This is a genomic window from Vibrio sp. Y2-5, from assembly GCF_014596725.1.
GTDB lineage: Bacteria > Pseudomonadota > Gammaproteobacteria > Enterobacterales > Vibrionaceae > Vibrio.
In genome coordinates, this window is the sequence record NZ_JACVEG010000005.1 from 48,265 (window position 1) to 70,628 (window position 22,364).

Sequence of the window (22,364 nt, forward strand, 5' to 3'; positions counted from 1 at the left end):
AGTATGTATCAACAATTTTTCGGTTTAGCTGAGTTACCTTTCTCAATTGTGCCGAATTCTCGCTATTTGTATTTAAGTCAACGTCACCAAGAGGCCATTTCCCACTTACATGAAGGATTGGGTGACGGTGGTGGTTTTGCCATGTTGACTGGCGAGGTTGGTACTGGGAAAACGACTGTAGCGAAAGCGATTCTGGATAATTTGCCCGCCAATACTCAAGCTGGATTTATTCTGAATCCAACCTTTTCAGAACAAGAGCTGTTGGAAGCCATTTGTGATGAATTTGCAGTTAGTTACGGAAAAAAAGCCACGCTCAAAAAACTCAGCCAGGCTCTTAACCAATTTCTTTTAGATAAGCATGCCGCCGGTATTCAGATCCTTCTGATTATCGATGAAGCGCAGCACCTTGCACCTGATGTATTAGAACAGCTAAGGTTGCTCACCAATCTAGAAACGGACAGCCGAAAGCTGCTGAAGGTGTTACTCATTGGCCAGCCTGAACTGCAACAGAAACTTCAATTGCCGCAGCTTCGCCAGCTAGCACAGCGAATTACTGGTCGATATCATCTTCTTCCTCTCGATGAAGTCGAAACGGCTCATTACATACGTTTTCGTCTGCAACAAGCGGGTGGCGATGGGAACTTGTTTTCTAACAAATGCGCCAAGTGGATTGCTCGTGAAACCCACGGAATTCCGCGGCTGATTAATTTAGTCTGTGACAACAGTTTGAAAGGGGCATTCAAGGCTGGGGAAAAAGAGCTAGATTTAGAGCGAGTGAAATGGGCTTGCCAGCAAGTGATGAGCTTTCAATCAACGGTGTATCAGCGCTCAGAAGCAAAACCTTCTTCTCTACGTTTCCCTTTCGTTGCTGTGACGTGCAGTTTAATTGGTCTTTCTTTAGCTGCCGCAAGTGCGTATTGGCTTCCCCCTATCATCAACGAGCAAGTGGCTCATCATTGGCCACTGCCCGAAGCAAAACCAGCGTTGCAAAAGATGGTGTTTCCAAAACAAGTGGAAGAGACTCTCGTTCAAGCTGAGGACCTAAGCAGTGCGCTGCGTGCTCTTTATGCGGTATGGGGGTATAAGGCGTCAGTGACAGATACCTTTTGCCAGTCGGATACCTCATCGCTTTTGCAATGCATGCCAAGTCAAGGTGACTGGCAGACTCTCCTACAACTCAACATGCCAGTAGTATTGACGCTTGAGGTTGATAGTCAGCCAAGCTATGCAGTGTTGTATCATTTGAATGGAGATGAGCTAGAACTTCTGGTGAATGGTGAACATATCCGTATTGATAAGCAGTGGATATCGCCGTTGTGGAAAGGCGAGTTCCATCTAACTTGGCAAGCCAGTTTTAAACAGACCTTAAAGAGCGGAATGAAAGGGCAGGAGATTGCTCTTCTTGATCGCAAGTTATCGCAAATTCTGGGCGAACCGGAACGGGAAACACAAGTGTTTGATGAAGAAGTAAAGCGTAAGGTTTCTTTGTTTCAGCGTTGGCAGAATATGTATGTGGATGGCATTGCGGGAGAACAAACTCTGCGTCGGTTAGAACTGCTTACTCAGCAAAATTCTCCTAAGTTGGAAGATCCTAAATTGGGTTCGCTAAACTTGGTAGGAGATGCATAATGTCGCAAGTCATGAATGCGCTAAAATCGTCACACCAAGGTTACCAGTCTAATACTATGACTACTGGTTATAGCTCTGCGATTTTCTCAGCAGAGAAGACTAAGAGCTTTCGTTGGTATCACAGCTTATTGTTGATTGTACCGAGTGCAGTAACCATATCGCTGCTGAGCCATCAAAGTTATCAACTTCAACAACAGAATATCAGGCAAGTAATGAGCCAGCCTGCGCTAGTGGAACAGATTCCAGCACCCGCTGAGTTTCTGCCTTATCCTAAGTTTACTGAGCTAAAAAGTACCTATCTCATTCCTGCTCAAACGGAACAGGTTTTAGCTGAAACTGAAGACGCCCCGTCTTCTGATAATAAGCAAACCAATGAAGCGACAGCCACTAAAACATCTGAGCCCTCAACTTCTGTGCAGAAAGAGAATACGCCTTTAAATCTAGAACAACTGGATTTGAGCGGTCTTTCGCCCGCGCTTGCTATGAGAGTTGAGTCGGCGATAAAAAGCGGCGGTTCAGCCTCTACAAGCAGTAACTCAAGAGCGATATCCTTGGTGCAAAATGCCGATAAGTTTTCTGGTCATCTACCAGAGATGGATTTTCAGACCCATGTTTATGCCAGCTCTGAAAGTAAGCGCTGGATAAAAATGAATGGTGTGGAGTATCACGAAGGGGATATGTTGTCAGACGGTGTGATGTTGATAGAAATTAACCCTCAAACAACATTGGTGCAGTTCGAACAACAGCTGATAGAAATTCCTGCGCTTTACCACTGGCAAGGTTAACCTTTTTTAGGGCGGGACAGCGTAAACAAAAAAGGTCACTAGCGAGTGACCTTTTTCAATTTGATTAGCGTTTATGCCCAACCGGCAGGGTTGCGCTTACGACGTGGAATAATGTGCGGAAGAATGAGTCCCAGTAGTAAACCGATACCTGCAACACCGCCACCATAAGTGAAGTATTTCAGTAGTAAGTCTTCTTTCTGTGTATCCAGTTTCGCACGCAATTCACGAATCTCAGTTTGAGACGCTGTGAGCTGCTTACTGATTTCACCGTAATTTTGTTCTAGTTGCGCAATTTGCTGGTTGCGAACTTCCAAAGATTCAACCAAGCCGGCTTTTTCGGAATCTGCACTTTGACGTGCATTCGCTAATTGCGATTTCACCTGAGCCAATTCTTTTTCAAGTTGTGGTAAACGAACTGCCATACTGACTTCACGAGTCACAAAACGGCTCTCCACCCAACCTTTTCTGCCGCGAGAGTCTACAATTTCGCTGTAGTTGCTTTCTTTGTTGGTTGAAACTAGCTGAACTTTCTCACCTGCGTCAATGCTGCCGATAATACGATATTGGTTGCTTGGACCAGAATGCATATAAGTAAACAGCTTATCGGCGATGTAACGGTCTTGTGCAAACGCTGGGCTTGCTAACATGGAAAATAACACCATGCAGATAAGTTTTTTCACGGTAAATCCCTTAGTTATAAATTGTAGCTTTACACTCATGTGGCAAATAGTAAAAAGTTTCTTATTCTCGTGCAACAAAGAAGGGAGGCAAAGCCTCCCTTTATGTGCGTTTGAGTCAATAATGACTTCGTCTTAACAAAGCGCTGACTTAATTACTTAAGCGAAAACGCCTTGAATCGCATAGAAGAACACAACCGCCAATAAAGCACCAGCTGGAAGCGTTACAATCCAAGAAGCAACGATGTTACGTACAACCCCTAGGTTCAATGCTGCGATACCACGCGCAAAACCTACACCCAGAACCGCACCAACAAGTGTCTGAGTGGTTGAAATCGGCAGGCCTGTACCAGATGCTAATACTACTGTAGATGCAGTTGCAAGCTGAGCTGCGAAACCACGGCTAGGTGTTAGTTCTGTAATACCAGTACCAACCGTTGCCATTACTTTGTGGCCCATAGTCGCTAGACCAACAACGATACCGAAACCACCAAGAGGTAGAATCCACCAAGCAATTGAACTTTTCGCTGAAATTTCACCCATTTGTTCGATAGTAGAAACTACTGCAGACAGTGGACCAATCGCGTTTGCAACGTCGTTTGAACCGTGAGCAAATGCCATCGCACAAGCGGTAATTACCATCAAAACACTGAAGATACTTTCTACACCAGAAAAGCTATGGTCGTCTTCACGGTTAGCAAATTTCTTCTGAATGTATAGATAGCCACCAACCATTACTAGTGCAGATACGCCAGCAGACCATAACCAAGCTTCTGTGCCTGAAAGGTGTAAGCCAACGTGCTTAAGCCCTTTCTTAATGGTTACAAGCGCAATCACCATTGTAGTGATGAACATGTATACAGGAACAAAGCGCTTAGCGTTGATAAGCGGTCTTTCTGTATCGAAAATAAGCCGTTGAGCACTGATGAATATGAAGTAAGCAAAGATACCTGAAATCAGAGGCGTAACAATCCAGCTACCCACGATACCTTTAACAGAGCCCCAATCAACCGCTTCAGTACCGAAAGATACACATGCGAAACCGATGATTGCACCGATGATTGAGTGAGTCGTTGATACTGGCCAGCCCATATACGAAGCAAGCAGTAACCAAGTACCTGCTGCTAGCAGAGCTGACATCATGCCATAAATAAGAACGTCAGGATGTTGAGCAAATAGTGATGTATCAATCACGCCTTTGCGGATTGTGTCAGTTACTTCACCACCGGCTAAGTAAGCACCTGCGAATTCGAACACCATCGCGATAAGAATCGCTTGTTTAACGGTTAGAGCTTTAGAACCAACTGACGTTCCCATTGCGTTCGCAACGTCGTTCGCACCAATACCGATAGCCATTAAGAAACCAAAAATGGCAGCAACAATAATCAGGACAGTGCCGTAGTTAGCAAGGATATCCATCTTTATACCTAGTTGTTTATAACAAGCGGAACTATTTCTTCGTGTTTTAGGCACGAATTTAAACCGTTGGCGATAAAAAATTAACGCTTAGTTCAGTTTTATAAAATAGCTCTTAGTTATTTGGTTAACTTTAAATTTATGAGCGAGAAAGCATCACTTCTAGACGAGCACCAACGCGCTGCGCCTGATCAGCGATACCGCCAACCCATTCAAAAATCTTGTATAAGAACATAACGTCAATCGGATTAAGCGAAGATTCTAGGGTTCTTAGCTTTTGACGTAGACGTATCTGAATAGCATCAGTATCGTCTTCGATTTCATCCAATTGATTAATCATTTCAGCAACGAGTGTTACTTCACGGCCTTTGAAGCCAGTCTCTAACAATTCGTCTAGCTCGTTGATCACTTTCTGTGCTTGAGCCGCTGCGTCTAAGCAACGTTTCACATAGATGATAAAGTCAGCTTGGAGAGGTTCAGGAATAATAAGCTCGCGACCAACAACACGACCAGAAATGTCCTTTGCTAGGTTCGCAAGTTTATCTTGCTGTGTGAGAAGTTCGAGCATGTCTGTACGGTCTACAGGCATAAACAAACCACGAGGAAGTTTAAGGCGAATTTCGCGCTTTAACACGTCAGCTTCTTTCTCTAAGTGAGAAATCTGTGCGCGGATTTCAGATGCTTTTTCCCAGTCTCCAGTTGCACAAACTTCAAAGAAAGGCACTAGATAAGAACAGCATTCATTTACACACACTACGTGTCGTTGCAAAGGCTTTATAGGGGACTTTGCAAATAACCCCATAATTGTATTTACTGGCATGGTCATTCAACCTAATAACTATAACCTGAAAAAAACATACACCATTGTATGGCTAAATGTTGAGCGATGGCTATAAAGGCGCGCATGTTAACCCATTAACAGTGTCATGAAAACTGTTTTAGATCATCAAACGGTCTATATTTCACTCTTGCTCAGCCGCGTTTTAGGCAATATCCTTTCGGTATCTGCTTTGAAAGGGTTAAATATGGAAACCGAGATAGAACTGAAGTTTTTTGTGTCACCAGAGTTTTCAGAAATTTTACGTCAAAAGATTTCTGATACAAAAGTACTTCAGCACAGTTGTCGAGAGTTAGGTAATACGTATTTTGACACTCCTGATAACTGGTTACGTCAACATGATATAGGGTTAAGAATCCGACGTTTCGATGATGTTTATGTTCAAACGGTAAAGACTGCAGGACGCGTCGTTGCTGGCTTACATCAAAGACCGGAATTCAATGCTGAACATCATAGCAACGAACCTGAGCTATCACTTCACCCTGCTGACATTTGGCCTCAAGGTAAAGAGGTTGACGTTCTGCAAGCGGAGCTTAATGCTCTTTTCTCTACCAATTTTACTCGTGAACAATGGCTTATCGGTATGCATGATGGTAGCCAAGTGGAAGTCGCTTTTGACCAAGGTTTAGTCATCGCGGGTGATAAAGAGTACCCCATTTGCGAAGTGGAGTTAGAACTGAAATCTGGGCAAACCGATGCACTGTTTACCTTAGCTCGTCAGTTCTGTGATAACGGTGGAATGCGCTTAGGTAATCTGAGTAAAGCGGCTAGAGGCTACCGTCTGGCGGCCGATTATCAAGGCGATGAAGTGAAACCGTTAAGTCTGGTTAACACCAGTAACCAAGACACGGTGGAGTTTTGCTTAATCAACTCACTGGAACACGCACTGTCTCATTGGCACTACCATGAGCAAATTTATACAGAGCGAGATTCCATTCCTGCATTGCATGAAATTAGTAATAGTATTCGCTTTATTCGCCAGATATTAAGCATTTACGGTGGTGTGGTTCCTCGTCGAGCAAGTGCGATTTTGCGTCAGGAACTGAAGTGGCTGGAAGAAGAGTTGAGCTGGTTAAAGTCTTATGACTATCTTGATGATCTTCTCGAAGACAAAGGTTATGCGCTGCGCAAACTCGATGCCCGTAAGTTATTAATTGCGGAGCTGAAAGAGCAACAAGATAGCTTGCCTCAGCGAGAAGAAAATTTACGTTTGCTCAACTCTGCTCGTTATACTGGCTTATTGCTTGACTTAAGTCGCTGGATCCTGACTCGTGGATGGCAGCCATTTCTTGATGAAAAAGCTCGTGAAAAAATGGCGACCAATATTCTTCGATTCTCTGCCAAGCAGTTGGATAGAACGTGGGCTGAATTGATTGAGTCGTTCCCTCCAGAACATCATTTGAGTAGCCAAGAGTATATTGATCAGCAGTATCGCTTGATGCGAAATCTTTATACCGGAATTGGTTTCGCAAGTTTGTACGATGCAGAGGAACGTAACTCTTTCCGTATGCCTTGGACTGATCTTCTGCACGGTATCGACGATTTATTAACGTTAAGAACGTTAGCGCCGTTTGTTGATAAGTTGGAAGGTGAGGAACAAGAGCAGCTACAACGCTGGTTGATTCGCCAAGAGAATTCGATTTTACATGCCATGGAGCAGACTCGAATTATCGGCGTAGAGGCACATCCTTACTGGCGTGACTAACTCAGACATGTAGTTTTGAAATCAGGGATACTTGTTAGTATCCCTTTTTGTTTTCTATTCCGTTGGCTTACTTTGTTTCGGCATATCTGGTTTGTTTTCCAGCTCCCCAATCCGGCGCAAAATTTCATTTTGCTGCACAACTATCTGATGCAGCATCTGCTGTTCTCTCTGCGCGTTTAAGAGTTGCCTCTTATCGGGCGAGGTAAGCAGTGAGGTGATCAAGCCAGAAATCATACCGAAGATCCCGACTCCGCACAGAATCATTGCTGTCGCTATCAAGCGTCCTGCCGTCGTGACAGGATAGTGGTCGCCATAACCTACTGTTGAAATTGTCACTAAAGCCCACCACAAAGCGTCACCACCAGATTGAATATTCGCATGAGGATCTTTGGTTTCGAAAAAGAGCATAAAGCTTGAACCCAGTGTCATCATCATAACCAACAGCAATAAGATCGATGCGATGGTGGTTTCTCTGCGATTGGAAAGTAGTTGTTTAGCGATCGCTCTTCCTGAACGAATGACTAGAACAATTCTTAGGATGTGGAAAATACGTGCGTAGCGCAGAGGCTCGATCATCGGGATACTCGCAACGAAATCTATCCAGTGCCGTTTCATAAATTGCACTCGATCTGTTGAGCGGATCAAATCTACGCTAAGTTGTAGGATGAAAATACTACATATAATGAAGTCTAGGCCGATAAATATATGGCGCATTTCTGGCTCTATTGGAAAAAATAGTAAGCCAGAGATCACAAATAGAGCTAAGAAAGACAAAATGAGTGATAACAATCCCATAGGTTTTGTTTCATCTTTGATACTATCTTTTTTCATACGAGGCTCGAAATAATTCAAAGTGCGTGAAGTTTTTTCACTGTATTAGTGATAAATAAGTGATTTTCAATATATAAGACATTGTGGAGGCATGACAATGACAACAATGGCATTTAAGCCATGGGAACGAGTAATAACGAATGTTCGCCTTGTTCCTAAGATGGTAATGCTGATGGTGTTCAGTACTTTCCTGATCATCGGTAAGCAACTTTGGGATGCTCACACCTTTTATAATGCTCTTTTGGCGGCAACCCAAAGTGCTGAAGTCGCGCAGAAACATTACGATGATTACATTGTGCAAGTGATCTGGCAAACCGGTCTTATGATCGCTGTTTTTGTCGTATTGCTTCTTTTTGCTGCACGGATCATGCTGCGTCAAACACAATATCTTAGTGAGTCTATCAAACAGATGGCACGACGTGATCTTTCTGCCGAGATTGAGATGGAGTGTAAAGATGAATATGGCGAACTGGCGAAGGAACTGGAAAAAACACGTCTTCAGTTGAAAGAATTGATTGTTGCTCAAGTTGACGCTTCCCAAGAGCTTACGGCTATGACGGAAATTATGACTCTTAGCATGTCCGAAACCAAAGAGTCTGCTCAAGAAGAATTCAATGAAATTGACCAGTTAGCAACAGCCATGAGTGAAATGTCTTCAACGGTGCAAACGGTGGCAGGGCATGCGCAAAGCGCGTCTTCATTAACTGAAGATGCATCCAAGCAAGCTCAGACAGGTCAACGATTTGTGAAAAGCACTGTCGGCAAGATGAGTGAGCTATCTAAAGACATTTCTAAATCTGCGCAGGCTGTAAACGAAGTTGAAGAACGTGTGGAGTCAATTAGCAGCGTTGTTGGCACTATCCAAAGTATCTCTGAACAGACAAACCTATTGGCACTTAACGCCGCGATTGAGGCTGCTCGTGCTGGTGAAGCTGGACGTGGCTTCGCTGTGGTTGCTGATGAAGTACGTAATCTTGCGCAGCGCACTCAAACCGCAACAGTCGAAATTCAAGATATGATTTCACAGTTGCAAAGTAGCGCGAACTCAGCGGTAGAGCTGATGGAAAAGAGTGTGGTTGAAGTGGCTGAAGGTGTTGAACTGGTGACTAACGCAGGCACAGAGCTTGACGGAATTGTGACTCAAGTTCAGCAAATCAATGATATGAACTTCCAGATCGCTACAGCTGCGGGTCAGCAAAGCAGCGTTGCTGAAGAGATGAATCAGAACTTAACTAATGTGAGAGAGTTGGTGGAAGCATCGGTTACTGTCGTCACTGAGCTGCTTGAAACCTCGGAAATCATGCAGGCAAATGCACAAGAATTAGACAGTAAAATCACGGAATTTAAAGTTTAATTTCTTCTGATACGAATAAGTCATGTATAAGCGCCCACAATTCGATTGTGGGCGTTTTTTATTACACTAAATTTGATATACCCTTCAATGAGTTTGGGTATAGTTACATCATCTTTCTTCGGGCTACCAGCATCAACAAGGACATATCATGCCATTGCCATCTCTTCTTGAAGATTATGCAAGTCAACAGTTTAGCCATTTGCTAGAACAGCAGCCAGTGATTGCTCTGTGGGATAGCGAGCTACAAACTCAGTTAAAAACCGTTGTCGGGTTGAGTAAGTTTGTTCTTGAGACATTGATACGTGACGACACTTTGTGTCGTGCACTGCCCGAAATACTAAGTGAAGACTCTCGTTGCGAATCCTATCGTGAGCGCCTTTTTACTCAGCTTTCAGTCTGTGAAGATGAAACCAATGGTTTACGTATCTTGCGTCAGTTCCGTAATCAAGAAATGGTTTATATCGCTTGGCGTGATTTTTTAAGTACATGGTCTTTGGATGAGAGCCTTGAGCATTTGTCGCAATTGGCGGAAGCATTGATATTCGAGACATATCAATGGCAATACAAAGCCTGTTGTCAAGAGTGGGGAACACCATGTAACGCCCTAGGTGAACCTCAGCCTATGTTAATTATGGGGATGGGTAAACTCGGTGGTGGCGAGCTAAATTTCTCTTCCGACATCGATTTGATTTTCACCTATCCGGAGAACGGGGAGACACAGGGGCAGCGCCGCAGCATAGCTAATGCCCAGTTTTTTACTCGTTTAGGCCAACGCATCATCAAAATGCTCGATCAACAGACCTTTGATGGTTTTTGCTATCGGGTAGATATGAGGTTACGTCCTTTTGGCGAAAGCGGTCCGTTGGTGATGAGTTATGCTGCGCTTGAAGATTATTACCAAGAGCAGGGCAGAGACTGGGAACGCTATGCAATGGTCAAAGCGCGTGTTATGGGGCGTGAGATGTACTCCCAGTACCAAGAGTTACGCCAAATGCTGCGTCCGTTTGTATTTCGTCGTTACATTGATTTCAGTGCGATTCAATCACTGCGTCGAATGAAGTCAATGATCAGCAGTGAAGTTCGTCGCCGTGGATTAAGTAACAACATCAAATTGGGTGCGGGTGGTATTCGGGAAATTGAATTTATTGCCCAAGTGTTTCAACTGATCCGGGGCGGAAGAGAACCGAGCCTTCGCCATCGTGGGTTACTCGAAACCTTGCAAGCCATTGATGAGCTGCAACTGTTGGAAAAAAATGAAGTTGAACAGTTAACCGAGGCCTATTACTTCTTGCGTCGTCTTGAAAATCTTCTTCAAGCCTTGGCAGATAAACAAACTCAAACCTTACCTGATAAGGCGGATGATCAGTTGAGACTGGCTTTTGCTATGGGCTTTGAATCTTGGGATCAACTGAATGCCCAAGTCAAACATCAGATGGCGAATGTTCATGCTGTGTTTGCTGCTTTGATTGGTGAAGAGGATGAGCAAGACGACAATACACTTGCTGCTCACTTTCACGAATTGTGGGACATGAGCCATAACCACGAGTTAATAGAAAGCATTGTTGAGAATGAGCTCACTATGCAAGATGGAGCAGAGATCGTCGATACCATCATTGGTTTTAAAGATGACTTAGCGAAACGCACTATCGGCCCTCGGGGAAGAGAAGTGCTCAATCGTTTGATGCCAAAGGTGTATCAAGCGATTTTTAATCACCCTGATGCGAAGTTTGGCTTATCAAGAGTACTGTCTTTACTGCACAGTATTGCGACTCGTACAACTTATTTGGAACTGCTCGATGAACACCCCGCAGCGCTAGTGCAATTAGTGCGTCTGTGTACTGCGAGTTCGATGATCTCAGAACAACTTGCTCGTTATCCGATACTTCTTGATGAACTAATTGATCCACAACATCTCTACAATCCTATTCCTTTGGAAAGTTACAAGACGGAGCTTCGAGATTTCCTCGCACGTATTCCCGAAGATGATATGGAACAGCAGATGGAAGCGCTGCGGCAATTTAAGCAAATATGCATTTTGAAGATTGCTGCCGCTGATATCGCGGATGTATTGCCCGTGATGAAAGTGAGTGACCACTTAACCTATCTTGCTGAAGCGATTGTAGAAGCTGTGGTCAATCAAGCTTGGCTACAAGTAACGGCTAAATACGGTGAGCCGACTCATTTAAAAGATCGTGAAGGAAAGGGATTTGCTGTCGTTGGCTATGGCAAAGTGGGGGGCTGGGAGCTTGGCTATAACTCTGATCTCGATATTGTTTTTATCCACGATTGCCCAGTTAGCGCCTACACTGATGGTGTTAAAGAGATAGATGGTCGTCAGTTTTATCTGCGTTTAGCTCAACGTATCGTTCATATATTCTCTGTGCGAACCGCTTCTGGAATACTGTACGAAGTTGATACCCGCTTGAGACCATCTGGCGCATCAGGGCTCTTGGTGAGTCCAACTGAAGCTTTTGAAGAGTACCAGCGCAATGATGCGTGGACTTGGGAGCATCAGGCATTGGTAAGAGCTCGCATGATTTATGGTGATGCACCTTTGCAACAAGCCTTTGCCAACATCCGCCATGACATTTTGGCTTTACCTCGGGAAGAGGAAAAACTGAAGCAAGAGGTGGTGGAGATGCGAATCAAAATGCGCGATCACCTCGGTGGGAAAAAGCCCGGCCGTTTCATGATAAAGCAAGATGAAGGCGGTATTACGGATATTGAATTTTTGGCGCAGTACTTAGTCTTACGTTTCAGCCATCAACAGCCAAAATTAACCCGATGGTCTGATAACGTGCGCATCTTTGAGTCATTATTGATTCAGGGTGTGTTGGAGGAAGAACAAGCTATGGCATTAACCCATGCTTATACGGCGATGCGAGATCAAATCCATCGCCGCAATTTAGTCAATCAAGACGCGGATGTGGATGAAAGCAAATTCGTCCATGAACGTGAAGTTGTAAAACATGTTTGGAATCAGTGGCTAGGTTAATAACAGAGTTCTGATATTAGATAACTTTAGCCGCTCATAGGGCTGTGATAAACTCCGCCCAGAAACAGTTATTGGAGATCCATAATGAAACCAATCCTACCTGACTACAGTGATGCTGGGGTATTAATTATTGGCGATGTCATGCTTGACAGATACTGGCATGGCCCGACTGGCCGCATTTCGCCAGAAGCCCCTGTGCCAGTAGTAAAAGTAGAGAAAAACGAAGAGCGTCCCGGCGGTGCTGCTAACGTAGCAATGAACATCGCGTCATTGGGCGGGCATGCGCATCTCGTTGGTTTGACAGGGATTGATGAGCCAGCGCAGGTGTTGAGTGAAAAACTCACTTCTCTGAAAGTAAAATGTGATTTTGTTGCGTTACCGGATTATCCAACGATTACAAAATTACGCGTGCTGAGCCGTGGTCAGCAGCTTATCCGTTTAGATTTTGAAGATCAGTTTGAAAACACTGATCCTGAATTGATCCTATCTCGTATGGAATCAGCTCTACCAAATGTACAAGCGGTGATCTTATCGGATTACGCGAAAGGTGCACTTGAGCATGTTCAGAAGTTTATTCAAAAAGCACGAGCGGCGAATGTACCGGTGTTTATTGACCCTAAAGGCGCCGATTTTGAACGTTACCGTGGTGCAACGTTACTAACTCCAAACCTCTCTGAGTTTGAACACGTAGTGGGCAAAGTGAAGTCTGATCAAGACTTGGTCGAAAAAGGTTTAGGTCTGATTGAAGAGTTCGATTTTGATGCATTGCTAGTGACTCGCAGTGAACATGGTATGACACTACTACGTCGTGGTATGGATCCTTTCCACTTACCAACTCAAGCCAAAGAAGTGTATGACGTAACAGGCGCAGGCGATACGGTTATTTCAGTATTGGCTTCTTCGGTTGCAGCGGGTAAACCTCTAGACGAAGCGTGTGCGTTGGCAAATGCTGCAGCAGGCGTGGTAGTCGGTAAACTCGGTACTTCGACAGTATCGACGATTGAACTGGCTGAAGCCGTTCATGGCAGCAAAGATACTGACTACGGCGTAATTGGTGAACAGGCTCTGATTGAAGCGGTGCGTAAAGCGCAAGCTCGTGGCGAGAAAGTTGTTATGACCAATGGTTGTTTCGATATTCTTCACGCTGGTCATGTTTCTTATCTGAATCATGCTGGTGAGTTAGGCGATCGCCTGATTGTTGCCGTCAATACAGATGAGTCTGTAAAACGTTTGAAAGGTCCTGGTCGTCCTGTGAACCCGACAGATCGCCGTATGGCTGTATTAGCAGCTCTAGGTGCTGTGGATTGGGTTGTACCGTTTAGTGAAGACACGCCACAACGTTTGATCTCTGCAGTGCTACCTGATTTGCTCGTGAAAGGTGGCGACTACAAACCAGAAGATATTGCTGGTGGTAAAGAAGTGATCGCGGCTGGCGGCCAAGTTAAAGTGCTCAACTTTGAAGATGGTTGTTCAACCACAGAAATCATCGAAGCGATTAAAGGTGGCAGAGGCTAATTAGCCTTTGTTGCTTTTAAATATGTCGAGAAAGAAAAAACGCCAGCATGCTGGCGTTTTTTATGTCCGTAAAAACCAACCTTAAGATTTAGTCTTTGCTGATTTCGCTGCTTTTAGGCCGCTGTTGATATCAAGGATATCTTGTTCAGACAGAGAACCTACAGCTTGACGAAGTTGCAATACACTCAGAATGTAGTTGTAACGAGCGGATGATAGGTTTTTGTTCGCGTTGTACAAGCTGCGAGTTGAATCAAGTACGTCAACGATAGTACGAGTACCGACATCAAAACCAGCTTCAGTTGCTTCTAGCGCTGATTTCGCTGAAATTACAGATTGTTCATAAGCACGCAATGCACCAATTGAAGCGTTGATGTTGTTGTTGTTTGCACGAACAGCCTTAATCACACTGCGGTAAGAGGCTTCTAAATCTTGGCTTGCCGAAACATACGCAAATTCCGCTTGTTTGGTTTGCGAAGTCACATTACCACCAGTGTACAGAGGCACAGATAAGTTCACACCGATATTTAAATCGTTGTAATCGTGACCATCAAAATTGTAACCATTGCCGCTGCTGTCCATTTGTTTGCCATAGTTGTATCCGCCATCGAGCGTTAATGATGGCAGGTGGCCAGAACTTGCTAACGAGATGTTGTCTTTCGCTACATCTTGCGCGATGCGAGATGACAAAAGAGATAAGTTCTTTTGTTGAGCTTCGTCAACCAAAGCATCCATTGAAGTCTCTGATGGGCTAGCAGAAAAACGGTTGGTATCAAGAATGCTCAGATCTTTGTGGTCTTGACCTGTAATTTCACGCAGTGACTCATAGCTATTAATTAAGGTATTTTCAGCTAATACTTCATCTGCCAAAACGCTGTCGTATTGAGCTTGAGCATCATGTACGTCGGTAATCGCAGAAAGACCTACTTCGAAACGCTGCTTAGTTTGTTCTAGCTGACGACCAACCGCTGCTTTTTCTGCACGGACAAACTCTAGGTTGTCTTGAGCACTAAGCACTGAGAAATAAGCTTGAGCAACTCGCAGGATCAAAGACTGCTGAACAACCGCATATTGTGCATCGGCTTGGCGAGCTTGTTTCTCTGCAGTATCTAATGAAACCCAGCTTGAACGATTGTAAAGTTCTTGAGAAAAGGAAATTCCTGCAGATAGCACTTCACTATCTTTTGGTTCGTCACTACTAGTAATGTTGTAACCAGCCGTCAGATTGATCTGTGGTAGTAAGCTACTACGGCTAGAAGTTACTGCTTCAAATGCTGCGTCACGTTGTGCCGCTGCGCTCAGTAATTGAGGGTCATTTTCTTTTGCTTGATCGTAAATTTGAGCAAGATCGTCAGCCGATACTGCAGCACTTAAGCTGCCAAGAGCTACGCTAATAAATACTGGAAGCAGTTTTTTCATTGGTCCTATTCCTGCCTATTATGAAGTTAGGGTGGGCGTTTCAAGAGTTTACCCTAATTTGGTTGTAATTTACTCGAAACTTTGCACTTTTTTACACTTAACTATCCATGTGTGCAATATAAATTTATTTCATTTAAAAATATATATAATTTTTGTATGAAAAGTTGAACAATGTCCTTGGAAGTCACCAGTTACCACGAGTAAACTACGTTGTTTAGCCGTCCTTTATTCATGTCGGGAGCTCTGGAATGTCACAAACCGATAAACCATTAGGTCAATTTACGTCGCAAGACATTGAAATCGTCTCAAAAGAGACACTGTTTCAAGGTTTTTTCCGTATGGTGAAATATCGCTTCAAACATAAGCTTTTTCAAGGCGGATGGAGTGAACCTATTGAACGTGAACTTTTCGAACGTGGGCATGCGGCGGCCTTGCTGCCTTACGATGCGGTTCGAGATCAAGTGGTTATCATTGAACAGATTCGTGTTGGAACACTCGAACAACAACGTCCGTGGCAGCTAGAAATTGTTGCGGGTATTATCGACCGTGATGAAAGTGCTGTTGAAGTTGTACGAAGAGAAGCGGTAGAAGAGGCTGGCGTTGATATTGGCCGAATTGAGTCTGTGACTTCATATTATCCTTCTGCTGGAGGATGCTCTGAAAAATTAGACGTTTTCGTTGGCGAAGTTGATTCCTCTCAAGCGAAAGGTGTTCATGGTTTAGACTATGAAGGAGAGGATATTAAAGTGCATGTCATGAGCCGTGATCAGGCTTACCAATTGGTAAAAGACGGCGTTATTGAAAATGGTGCATCAATCATTGCACTACAATGGTTGGAACTGAATTACGAGAATTTGAGAACTCAATGGCTGAAGTAATGGTGAAAAAACCATATCACGTAGATCTAAAAGAACTGATGCGGGTTTATGAAACAAACTACGCCAAGTTAAACGCTTTGCTGCCAACGCAGCCAAGTGTTGATGACTTACGTTGCTACCAAGCTGCTCAAATGACTTACCAACTTCAAGTGCTAGAAGTCACAAAGTACACAACTTTGGTGGAGATCTGTCAAAGTGATGATATTTCAGTGTTTCCATTACCAACCATGTCTGTCAGGCTGTACCACGATGCTCGTGTAGCAGAAGTGCACACCAGCGATCATCTCAGCAGGATAAAAGCGCGCCATGATTATCCGAATGAGAAAATGGTACAAAAAGATGAAAAGGCACAAATTAATCGCTTTCTAGGTGATTGGCTTACCTTCTGTTTAAAGCATGGTATTAGCCGCCAGCCGATTAATTTTAGTCATCCATAATAGTTAGGTTTATCGAGTTTGAACGTGTCGCCCAGTATAGACAATCCAGATAGCATAAAGCTTGTACAGATAACGGATACTCATTTATTCGCGCCAGATGATGGCTGTTTGCTTAGCGTAAATACCGCTGACAGCTTTCGTGCCGTGGTGAAAGAAATTTGTACCCAGCAAGTTCAGTATGATGCCGTTCTCGCAACAGGCGATATTTCTCAAGATCATAGTGCTGAATCTTATCAACGTTTTTCAGATAGCATTCAAATGCTGGAGAAAGACTGTTTTTGGTTGCCTGGTAATCATGACTACAAGCCGAATATGGGCGCAGTTTTACCTTCGTCTCAGATTCGTACCGAGGAACATGTATTGCTTGGTGAACACTGGCAAATGGTATTGTTAGATTCACAAGTTGTTGGTGTGCCTCATGGTCGTTTAAGCGATCATCAGTTAGCTTTGTTGGAAGAGAAACTGACTCAGTATCCTGATAGATACACCCTAGTGCTTTTGCATCACCATCCTCTGCTGGTAGGTAGCGCTTGGCTTGATCAACACACATTAAAAGACAGCGAATCATTTTGGGATGTGGTTAAACGTCATTCTAATGTGAAAGCGGTTTTATGTGGTCACGTACATCAGAATATGGATAAAGAACATATGGGAGTGAGAGTCATGGCGACCCCATCGACCTGTATTCAGTTCAAACCTAATTCCAATGACTTTGCGTTAGATAAAACTTCACCAGGTTGGCGTGAGTTGGAGCTATGCTCCGATGGCACTGTGACTTCAGCGGTAAAACGCTTAGCAAATGGTGTGTTTCAGCCTGATTTTGACGCAAGCGGTTACTGATATGATAAAGCGCCCACCACTACTTCTTTATATCCATGGTTTTAACAGTTCTCCTCTGTCGCATAAGGCGCAAGTCATGAGTGAGTATTGCAATAATCATCGTCCTGATATCAAAGTGGTTGTTCCAAAATTGCCGAGCTTTCCGGCTCAGGCAGCGCAACATCTTATGGATGTCGTCAATCAATATAAAGACGACTATCACATTGGTTTAGTAGGAAGTTCACTCGGTGGCTATCTCTCCACATGGCTAAACGCAAAATTTGGTTTTCGTGCGGTGTTAGTCAATCCAGCCGTGAAACCTTATGAACTTTTAGCTTCATTTCTTGGTGAACAAGAGAATCCGTATACCCAAGAACGTTACGTTTTGGATGAGTCCCATATTCAAGAACTCATAGCGTTGGATATTCCAAAATTAACGTCGCCTCACGATTTTTGGCTTCTGCAGCAAACGGAAGATGAAGTACTCGACTATCGTCAAGCTGTGGAAAAATATGCAGATTCGAAACAAACTGTGGAAAGCGGTGGCGACCACAGTTTTATTGATTTTGAACGTTATCCAGCCCAAATCATCAAATTCTTAGACTTATAGCCTTTTCATTGAGGTTAGAGTCATAATTTTGCTTGCCACTGACTGATGTCTCTTGACATCAGTCGTTCTCTTCCAGACTATGTTCCTCTTAGACTTTTCTCGTTTAGGTGTTAAAAAACACGTTAATTCGTTGCTTATTGTTAGAAAAATAAAGCGTTAATAAACGAGTTGTAAAGTATTAAGGGTCTTAAATCAATTTATCAACAGACCCTCCTTAATTTTATCGATAAAAGCATTACATACTATGACAGAACAATATAATGCTGGAGCCATTGAGGTTCTTAATGGCTTAGAACCAGTGCGTCGCAGGCCAGGGATGTATACGGACACCACGCGTCCTAACCACCTTGGGCAAGAAGTTATCGACAACAGTGTCGATGAAGCATTGGCTGGGCATGCCTCAAAGGTTCAGGTAATTTTACACGCTGACCAATCATTAGAAGTGATTGATGATGGTCGTGGTATGCCTGTAGATATTCACCCAGAAGAGAAAATTTCGGGTGTCGAACTGATTTTCTGTAAGCTTCATGCTGGTGGTAAGTTCTCTAATAAAAACTACCAGTTCTCAGGTGGTTTGCACGGTGTCGGTATCTCTGTAGTAAACGCGCTTTCGAAGCGTGTTGAAGTTGTCGTGCGTCGCGATGGTCAGGTATATGAAATCGCTTTTGAACACGGTAGTAAGGTTTCAGATCTAACAGTGACGGGTACTTGTGGCCGTCGTAACCGTGGTACCAGTGTACACTTCTGGCCTGACACTTCTTATTTTGACTATGCTAACTTTTCTGTTTCCAGATTAGTTAATAACCTTCGTGCTAAAGCAGTACTTTGTCCGGGATTAGAAATCACATTCTCCGATAAAATAAACGACAAAGAATACCGTTGGCTGTATGAAGATGGTTTGAAAGACTATCTGGTTGAAGGTGTAAAAGGCTATACCGTTTTACCGGAAGAACCCTTTACAGGTGAGTTTTCTGCTGAGACAGAAGCGGCGACATGGGCGGTGATCTGGCAACCAGAAGGTGGTGAGCTGATTACGGAAAGCTATGTAAACTTAATTCCGACTGCACAGGGCGGTACTCACGTTAACGGATTACGTCAGGGCCTTTTAGATGCAATGCGCGAGTTTTGTGAGTTCCGCAACTTAATTCCACGTGGTGTAAAGCTCACGGGTGACGATGTTTTCGACCGCTGTTCTTACGTATTGTCGATTAAGATGCAAGATCCTCAATTTGCAGGACAAACCAAAGAACGCCTATCTTCACGTCAAACTGCCGCATTCGTATCAGGTGTTGTTAAAGACTCTTTCAGTTTATGGTTGAATGAAAAACCGCAGTTAGCTGAGCAATTGGCTGAAGTTTGTATTGCCAATGCACACCGTCGTATGCGTGCGAATAAGAAAGTTGTTCGTAAGAAAGTCGCTTCAGGCCCAGCCTTACCGGGTAAATTAACCGACTGTTCGGGGCAGGACACAAGCCGCAGTGAAATCTTCTTTGTGGAAGGTGACTCGGCAGGTGGTAGTGCCAAGCAGGCTCGCGATCGTGAATTTCAGGCGGTGATGCCTCTACGTGGTAAGATCCTAAACACTTGGGAAGTGTCAGCTGATCAAGTTCTTGCCTCTCAAGAAGTACACGATATCTCAGTAGCCTTGGGTATTGATCCTGACAGCGATGATTTAAGCGGTTTGCGCTACAACAAAATTTGTATCCTTGCCGATGCTGACTCCGATGGTCTTCATATCGCAACGCTGCTTTGTGCTCTGTTTACCAAGCATTTCCAAGCTCTCACCAAAGCGGGTCATATCTATGTAGCTATGCCTCCTCTTTATCGTATCGACTGTGGCAAAGAGGTGTTCTATGCGTTAGATGACGCAGAGAAAGATGGCATTTTGGAAAGATTAAGCCAGAAGAAAGCCAAGATTAACGTTCAGCGATTCAAAGGTTTGGGTGAGATGAACCCACTTCAATTGCGTGAAACTACCATGGATCCAAATACTCGCCGTTTAGTTCAGCTCACTATTGATGATGAAACGGCAACGGACGAGATGTTGGACATGCTTTTAGGCAAGAAGCGAGCGGATGACCGTCGCAGTTGGCTACAAAGCAATGGCGATTTGGCTGAGGTGTAATGAATGAGTACTGAAATTAACTTCGAGGGTGTTGAACAACTTCCGATGCGCAAGTTTACGGAAGATGCTTACCTGAACTACTCGATGTACGTAATCATGGACCGTGCCTTGCCATACATTGGTGATGGTTTGAAGCCGGTTCAAAGACGCATTATTTATGCAATGTCGGAACTGGGACTCTCAGCTGCGGCAAAATATAAAAAATCAGCACGTACCGTTGGTGACGTGTTGGGTAAATACCACCCGCATGGTGACTCTGCGTGTTATGAAGCGATGGTATTGATGGCTCAGCCTTTCTCATACCGCTACCCTCTGGTGGACGGTCAAGGTAACTGGGGTGCGCCAGATGATCCGAAATCCTTCGCGGCCATGCGTTATACAGAAGCAAAGCTATCTAAATTTGCGGAAGTGTTATTAGGCGAACTTGGCCAAGGTAACGTGGATTGGCAACCAAACTTTGATGGCACGATGAAAGAGCCACAAATGCTGCCTGCGCGTTTACCACACATTCTTTTGAATGGGGTAACGGGTATCGCCGTTGGTATGGCTACGGATATCCCTCCTCACAACGTGCGTGAAATTGCGGATGCAACGATTCATCTGATTGACAATCCGAAAGCGGAATTGCCGGATGTAATGCAGTATGTGCAAGGGCCTGATTATCCAACCGAAGCGGAAATCATTTCTCCAAAAGCTGACTTAGAGAAAATTTATCGCACAGGTCGTGGTAGTGTTAAAGCTCGTGCGATTTGGCACAAAGAAGGCTCTGATATCGTTGTCACAGCCCTTCCGCATCAGGTATCTGGAGCGAAGTTGCTTGAGCAAATCGCTAACCAGATGCGAGCGAAAAAGCTGCCAATGGTTGAAGATTTACGTGATGAATCGGATCATGAAAACCCGACTCGCATCGTTATCGTTCCACGTTCAAATCGTGTCGATTGCGATTTGCTGATGAGTCACCTGTTCGCTTCTACTGATTTAGAGAAAAGCTTCCGTGTAAACCTGAATATGATTGGCTTAGACAATCGTCCTCAAGTAAAAGGTTTAGTGCGTATTTTAAGTGAGTGGATTGAATTCCGTCGTGCAAGCGTTCGTCGTCGTCTTCAATTCCGTCTTGATAAAGTGATGGCTCGTTTGCACATCTTGGAAGGTTTGTTGGTTGCATACCTTAACCTTGATGAAGTGATTGAAATTATCCGTACTGAAGACGATCCGAAAGCGGTATTGATGGCTCGCTTTGGTATTAGTGATATTCAAGCTGATGCGATCTTGGACACCAGACTTCGTAACTTAGCGAAACTGGAAGAGATGAAGATTCGCGGCGAGCAAGATGAGCTAGAGAAAGAGCGTAAAAAACTGGAAGATCTTCTAGGTTCTGAACGCCGTCTGAATACCTTGCTGAAAAAAGAGATCAAAGCAGATGCCGAGAAATACGGTGATGATCGTCGCTCACCATTAGTTGAGCGTGAAGAAGCGAAAGCGCTGACAGAACGTGACTTGATGCCAAGTGAACTGATCACTGTAGTGCTATCTGAAAAAGGTTGGATTCGTCATGCGAAAGGTCATGATGTTGATGGCGCAAGCCTAAGTTACAAATCGGGTGATGCTTACTTGGCTCAAGCAAGTGGTAAGAGTAACCAGCAAGCCGTGCTCTTTGGCAGTGATGGTCGCAGCTACTCGCTGGAGTCACACACTTTGCCGTCGGCTCGTGGTCAAGGTGAACCAATTACAGGTCGCCTGAACGTTGCTGAAGGGACGACAATCCGTCAGGTCATTATGGGCGAAGAAGAACAGCTCTGGCTGGTTGGCTCTGATGCTGGTTATGGTTTCGTATGTAAGGGTGCCGATCTGCTTTCGAAAAACCGTAGTGGTAAAGCTCTGGTGAACCTACCTGAGAACTCAGAAGTTATGGAACCTCAAGCGGTAAGCAACCTTGAAACGGATGAGATCTTAACCATTACCAACTTGGGACGCATGTTGCTGTTCCCAATTAAAGACCTGCCACAGTTAGGTAAAGGTAAAGGTAATAAGATCATCAATATTCCTGCTGCTAAAGCGAAATCCCGCGAAGAAGTGGTATCTCATCTGATTGCATTACCAAGTGGCGCTTCAGTTACTCTTTATGCAGGTAAGCGCAAACTTGGCCTGAAACCGAGTGATTTAGATAACTTCCGTGGCGAACGAGGTCGTCGTGGTGGGTTATTGCCAAGAGGCTTGCAGCGAGTAACAGAGATAGAGATTGATACTTCAAATACAGAATCAGTCTCAGAGTCTAAAGAATAACGCTGATTAGCATTAACAAAAAAGCCCCGAACTTCGGGGCTTTTTTGTGCT

The 22,364-nt window shown here is 44.2% G+C and carries 17 protein-coding genes; 12 read left to right on the top strand and 5 right to left on the bottom strand.

The window, feature by feature from the left end; translation table 11 throughout:
- The first annotated feature begins 3 nt into the window (after positions 1-3).
- Together HUO09_RS13795 and HUO09_RS13800 are read left to right on the top strand one after the other, a co-directional pair.
- Positions 4-1,629, top strand: coding sequence for an ExeA family protein (locus tag HUO09_RS13795; protein ID WP_188234352.1), 1,626 nt, complete (start codon positions 4-6; stop codon positions 1,627-1,629).
- On the top strand, positions 1,629-2,414 hold the full coding sequence (locus HUO09_RS13800; protein ID WP_188234353.1) for a general secretion pathway protein GspB: 786 nt from the start codon (positions 1,629-1,631) through the stop codon (positions 2,412-2,414). The genes HUO09_RS13795 and HUO09_RS13800 overlap by 1 nt, the downstream gene beginning before the upstream one ends.
- Before the next feature lie 71 nt (positions 2,415-2,485).
- Here HUO09_RS13800 and HUO09_RS13805 read toward each other — a convergent pair whose 3' ends face one another.
- The 3 genes from HUO09_RS13805 to HUO09_RS13815 all read right to left on the bottom strand — a co-directional run bounded on the left by HUO09_RS13805 (position 2,486) and on the right by HUO09_RS13815 (position 5,327).
- A complete protein-coding gene (locus tag HUO09_RS13805; protein ID WP_167410426.1) occupies positions 2,486-3,094 on the bottom strand; it encodes a TIGR04211 family SH3 domain-containing protein in 609 nt (202 codons plus the stop codon).
- A 156-nt stretch (positions 3,095-3,250) separates the two neighbouring features.
- Complete coding sequence (locus tag HUO09_RS13810) at positions 3,251-4,510, bottom strand: inorganic phosphate transporter (protein WP_188234354.1); 1,260 nt, start codon at positions 4,508-4,510, stop codon at positions 3,251-3,253.
- A gap of 136 nt (positions 4,511-4,646) precedes the next feature.
- Positions 4,647-5,327 carry a TIGR00153 family protein gene (locus HUO09_RS13815; protein WP_167410424.1) on the bottom strand — a complete coding sequence of 227 codons (681 nt, stop codon included), beginning with the start codon at positions 5,325-5,327 and terminating at the stop codon, positions 4,647-4,649.
- A 205-nt stretch (positions 5,328-5,532) separates the two neighbouring features.
- Between HUO09_RS13815 and HUO09_RS13820 the strand changes: the two genes are divergently transcribed.
- Positions 5,533-7,050, top strand: a complete 1,518-nt coding sequence (locus HUO09_RS13820) for an inorganic triphosphatase (RefSeq protein ID WP_167410455.1) — start codon at positions 5,533-5,535, stop codon at positions 7,048-7,050.
- 54 nt (positions 7,051-7,104) lie between these two features.
- On the opposite strand, the gene HUO09_RS13825 is transcribed toward HUO09_RS13820, so the two are convergent.
- Entirely contained in the window at positions 7,105-7,881 is a 777-nt protein-coding gene (locus HUO09_RS13825; protein ID WP_167410423.1) for a potassium channel family protein, read from the bottom strand.
- A 97-nt stretch (positions 7,882-7,978) separates the two neighbouring features.
- Here HUO09_RS13825 and HUO09_RS13830 point away from each other — a divergent pair, with 97 nt between their 5' ends.
- From HUO09_RS13830 to hldE, 3 genes are all read left to right on the top strand, one after another.
- Positions 7,979-9,235, top strand: a complete 1,257-nt coding sequence (locus HUO09_RS13830; protein WP_167410454.1) for a methyl-accepting chemotaxis protein — start codon at positions 7,979-7,981, stop codon at positions 9,233-9,235.
- A gap of 148 nt (positions 9,236-9,383) precedes the next feature.
- A complete protein-coding gene (glnE, locus tag HUO09_RS13835) occupies positions 9,384-12,230 on the top strand; it encodes a bifunctional [glutamate--ammonia ligase]-adenylyl-L-tyrosine phosphorylase/[glutamate--ammonia-ligase] adenylyltransferase (RefSeq protein ID WP_188234355.1) in 2,847 nt (948 codons plus the stop codon).
- Positions 12,231-12,314: 84 nt separating this feature from the next.
- The gene (gene hldE, locus HUO09_RS13840) at positions 12,315-13,745 is read left to right on the top strand and encodes a bifunctional D-glycero-beta-D-manno-heptose-7-phosphate kinase/D-glycero-beta-D-manno-heptose 1-phosphate adenylyltransferase HldE (protein WP_167410421.1); all 1,431 of its coding nucleotides are present in this window, start codon (positions 12,315-12,317) and stop codon (positions 13,743-13,745) included.
- 81 nt (positions 13,746-13,826) lie between these two features.
- Here the strand turns inward: hldE and tolC are convergent, their stop codons facing one another.
- Positions 13,827-15,161 carry an outer membrane channel protein TolC gene (gene tolC, locus HUO09_RS13845; RefSeq protein WP_167410420.1) on the bottom strand — a complete coding sequence of 445 codons (1,335 nt, stop codon included), beginning with the start codon at positions 15,159-15,161 and terminating at the stop codon, positions 13,827-13,829.
- Positions 15,162-15,409: 248 nt separating this feature from the next.
- Between tolC and nudF the strand changes: the two genes are divergently transcribed.
- From nudF to parC, 6 genes are all read left to right on the top strand, one after another.
- Complete coding sequence (nudF, locus tag HUO09_RS13850; protein ID WP_188234356.1) at positions 15,410-16,039, top strand: ADP-ribose diphosphatase; 630 nt, start codon at positions 15,410-15,412, stop codon at positions 16,037-16,039.
- The gene (locus HUO09_RS13855) at positions 16,027-16,476 is read left to right on the top strand and encodes a DUF1249 family protein (RefSeq protein ID WP_042484558.1); all 450 of its coding nucleotides are present in this window, start codon (positions 16,027-16,029) and stop codon (positions 16,474-16,476) included. Before nudF ends, HUO09_RS13855 begins: the two co-directional genes overlap by 13 nt.
- A gap of 18 nt (positions 16,477-16,494) precedes the next feature.
- On the top strand, positions 16,495-17,316 hold the full coding sequence (cpdA, locus tag HUO09_RS13860) for a 3',5'-cyclic-AMP phosphodiesterase (protein ID WP_167410418.1): 822 nt from the start codon (positions 16,495-16,497) through the stop codon (positions 17,314-17,316).
- A gap of 1 nt (position 17,317) precedes the next feature.
- Positions 17,318-17,905, top strand: coding sequence for an esterase YqiA (gene yqiA, locus HUO09_RS13865; protein WP_167410417.1), 588 nt, complete (start codon positions 17,318-17,320; stop codon positions 17,903-17,905).
- 244 nt (positions 17,906-18,149) lie between these two features.
- Positions 18,150-20,030 (top strand): DNA topoisomerase IV subunit B, encoded by a 1,881-nt coding sequence (parE, locus tag HUO09_RS13870; RefSeq protein WP_167410416.1) that lies wholly within the window; start codon positions 18,150-18,152, stop codon positions 20,028-20,030.
- 3 nt (positions 20,031-20,033) lie between these two features.
- Positions 20,034-22,313: a DNA topoisomerase IV subunit A gene (gene parC / locus HUO09_RS13875; RefSeq protein WP_188234357.1), complete on the top strand. Its 2,280-nt coding sequence runs from the start codon at positions 20,034-20,036 to the stop codon at positions 22,311-22,313.
- Positions 22,314-22,364 lie beyond the last annotated feature (51 nt).

Excerpts from the sequence above, each read along its gene's own strand:
- tolC (WP_167410420.1), bottom strand. The coding sequence starts at position 15,161 with ATGAAAAAACTGCTTCCAGTATTTATTAGCGTAGCTCTTGGCAGCTTA.
- HUO09_RS13795 (WP_188234352.1), top strand. The coding sequence starts at position 4 with ATGTATCAACAATTTTTCGGTTTAGCTGAGTTACCTTTCTCAATTGTG.
- hldE (WP_167410421.1), top strand. The coding sequence starts at position 12,315 with ATGAAACCAATCCTACCTGACTACAGTGATGCTGGGGTATTAATTATT.
- yqiA (WP_167410417.1), top strand. The coding sequence starts at position 17,318 with ATGATAAAGCGCCCACCACTACTTCTTTATATCCATGGTTTTAACAGT.
- HUO09_RS13825 (WP_167410423.1), bottom strand. The coding sequence starts at position 7,881 with ATGAAAAAAGATAGTATCAAAGATGAAACAAAACCTATGGGATTGTTA.
- glnE (WP_188234355.1), top strand. The coding sequence starts at position 9,384 with ATGCCATTGCCATCTCTTCTTGAAGATTATGCAAGTCAACAGTTTAGC.
- parE (WP_167410416.1), top strand. The coding sequence starts at position 18,150 with ATGACAGAACAATATAATGCTGGAGCCATTGAGGTTCTTAATGGCTTA.
- HUO09_RS13855 (WP_042484558.1), top strand. The coding sequence starts at position 16,027 with ATGGCTGAAGTAATGGTGAAAAAACCATATCACGTAGATCTAAAAGAA.
- HUO09_RS13800 (WP_188234353.1), top strand. The coding sequence starts at position 1,629 with ATGTCGCAAGTCATGAATGCGCTAAAATCGTCACACCAAGGTTACCAG.
- HUO09_RS13830 (WP_167410454.1), top strand. The coding sequence starts at position 7,979 with ATGACAACAATGGCATTTAAGCCATGGGAACGAGTAATAACGAATGTT.
- HUO09_RS13815 (WP_167410424.1), bottom strand. The coding sequence starts at position 5,327 with ATGCCAGTAAATACAATTATGGGGTTATTTGCAAAGTCCCCTATAAAG.
- nudF (WP_188234356.1), top strand. The coding sequence starts at position 15,410 with ATGTCACAAACCGATAAACCATTAGGTCAATTTACGTCGCAAGACATT.
- parC (WP_188234357.1), top strand. The coding sequence starts at position 20,034 with ATGAGTACTGAAATTAACTTCGAGGGTGTTGAACAACTTCCGATGCGC.
- HUO09_RS13820 (WP_167410455.1), top strand. The coding sequence starts at position 5,533 with ATGGAAACCGAGATAGAACTGAAGTTTTTTGTGTCACCAGAGTTTTCA.
- HUO09_RS13810 (WP_188234354.1), bottom strand. The coding sequence starts at position 4,510 with ATGGATATCCTTGCTAACTACGGCACTGTCCTGATTATTGTTGCTGCC.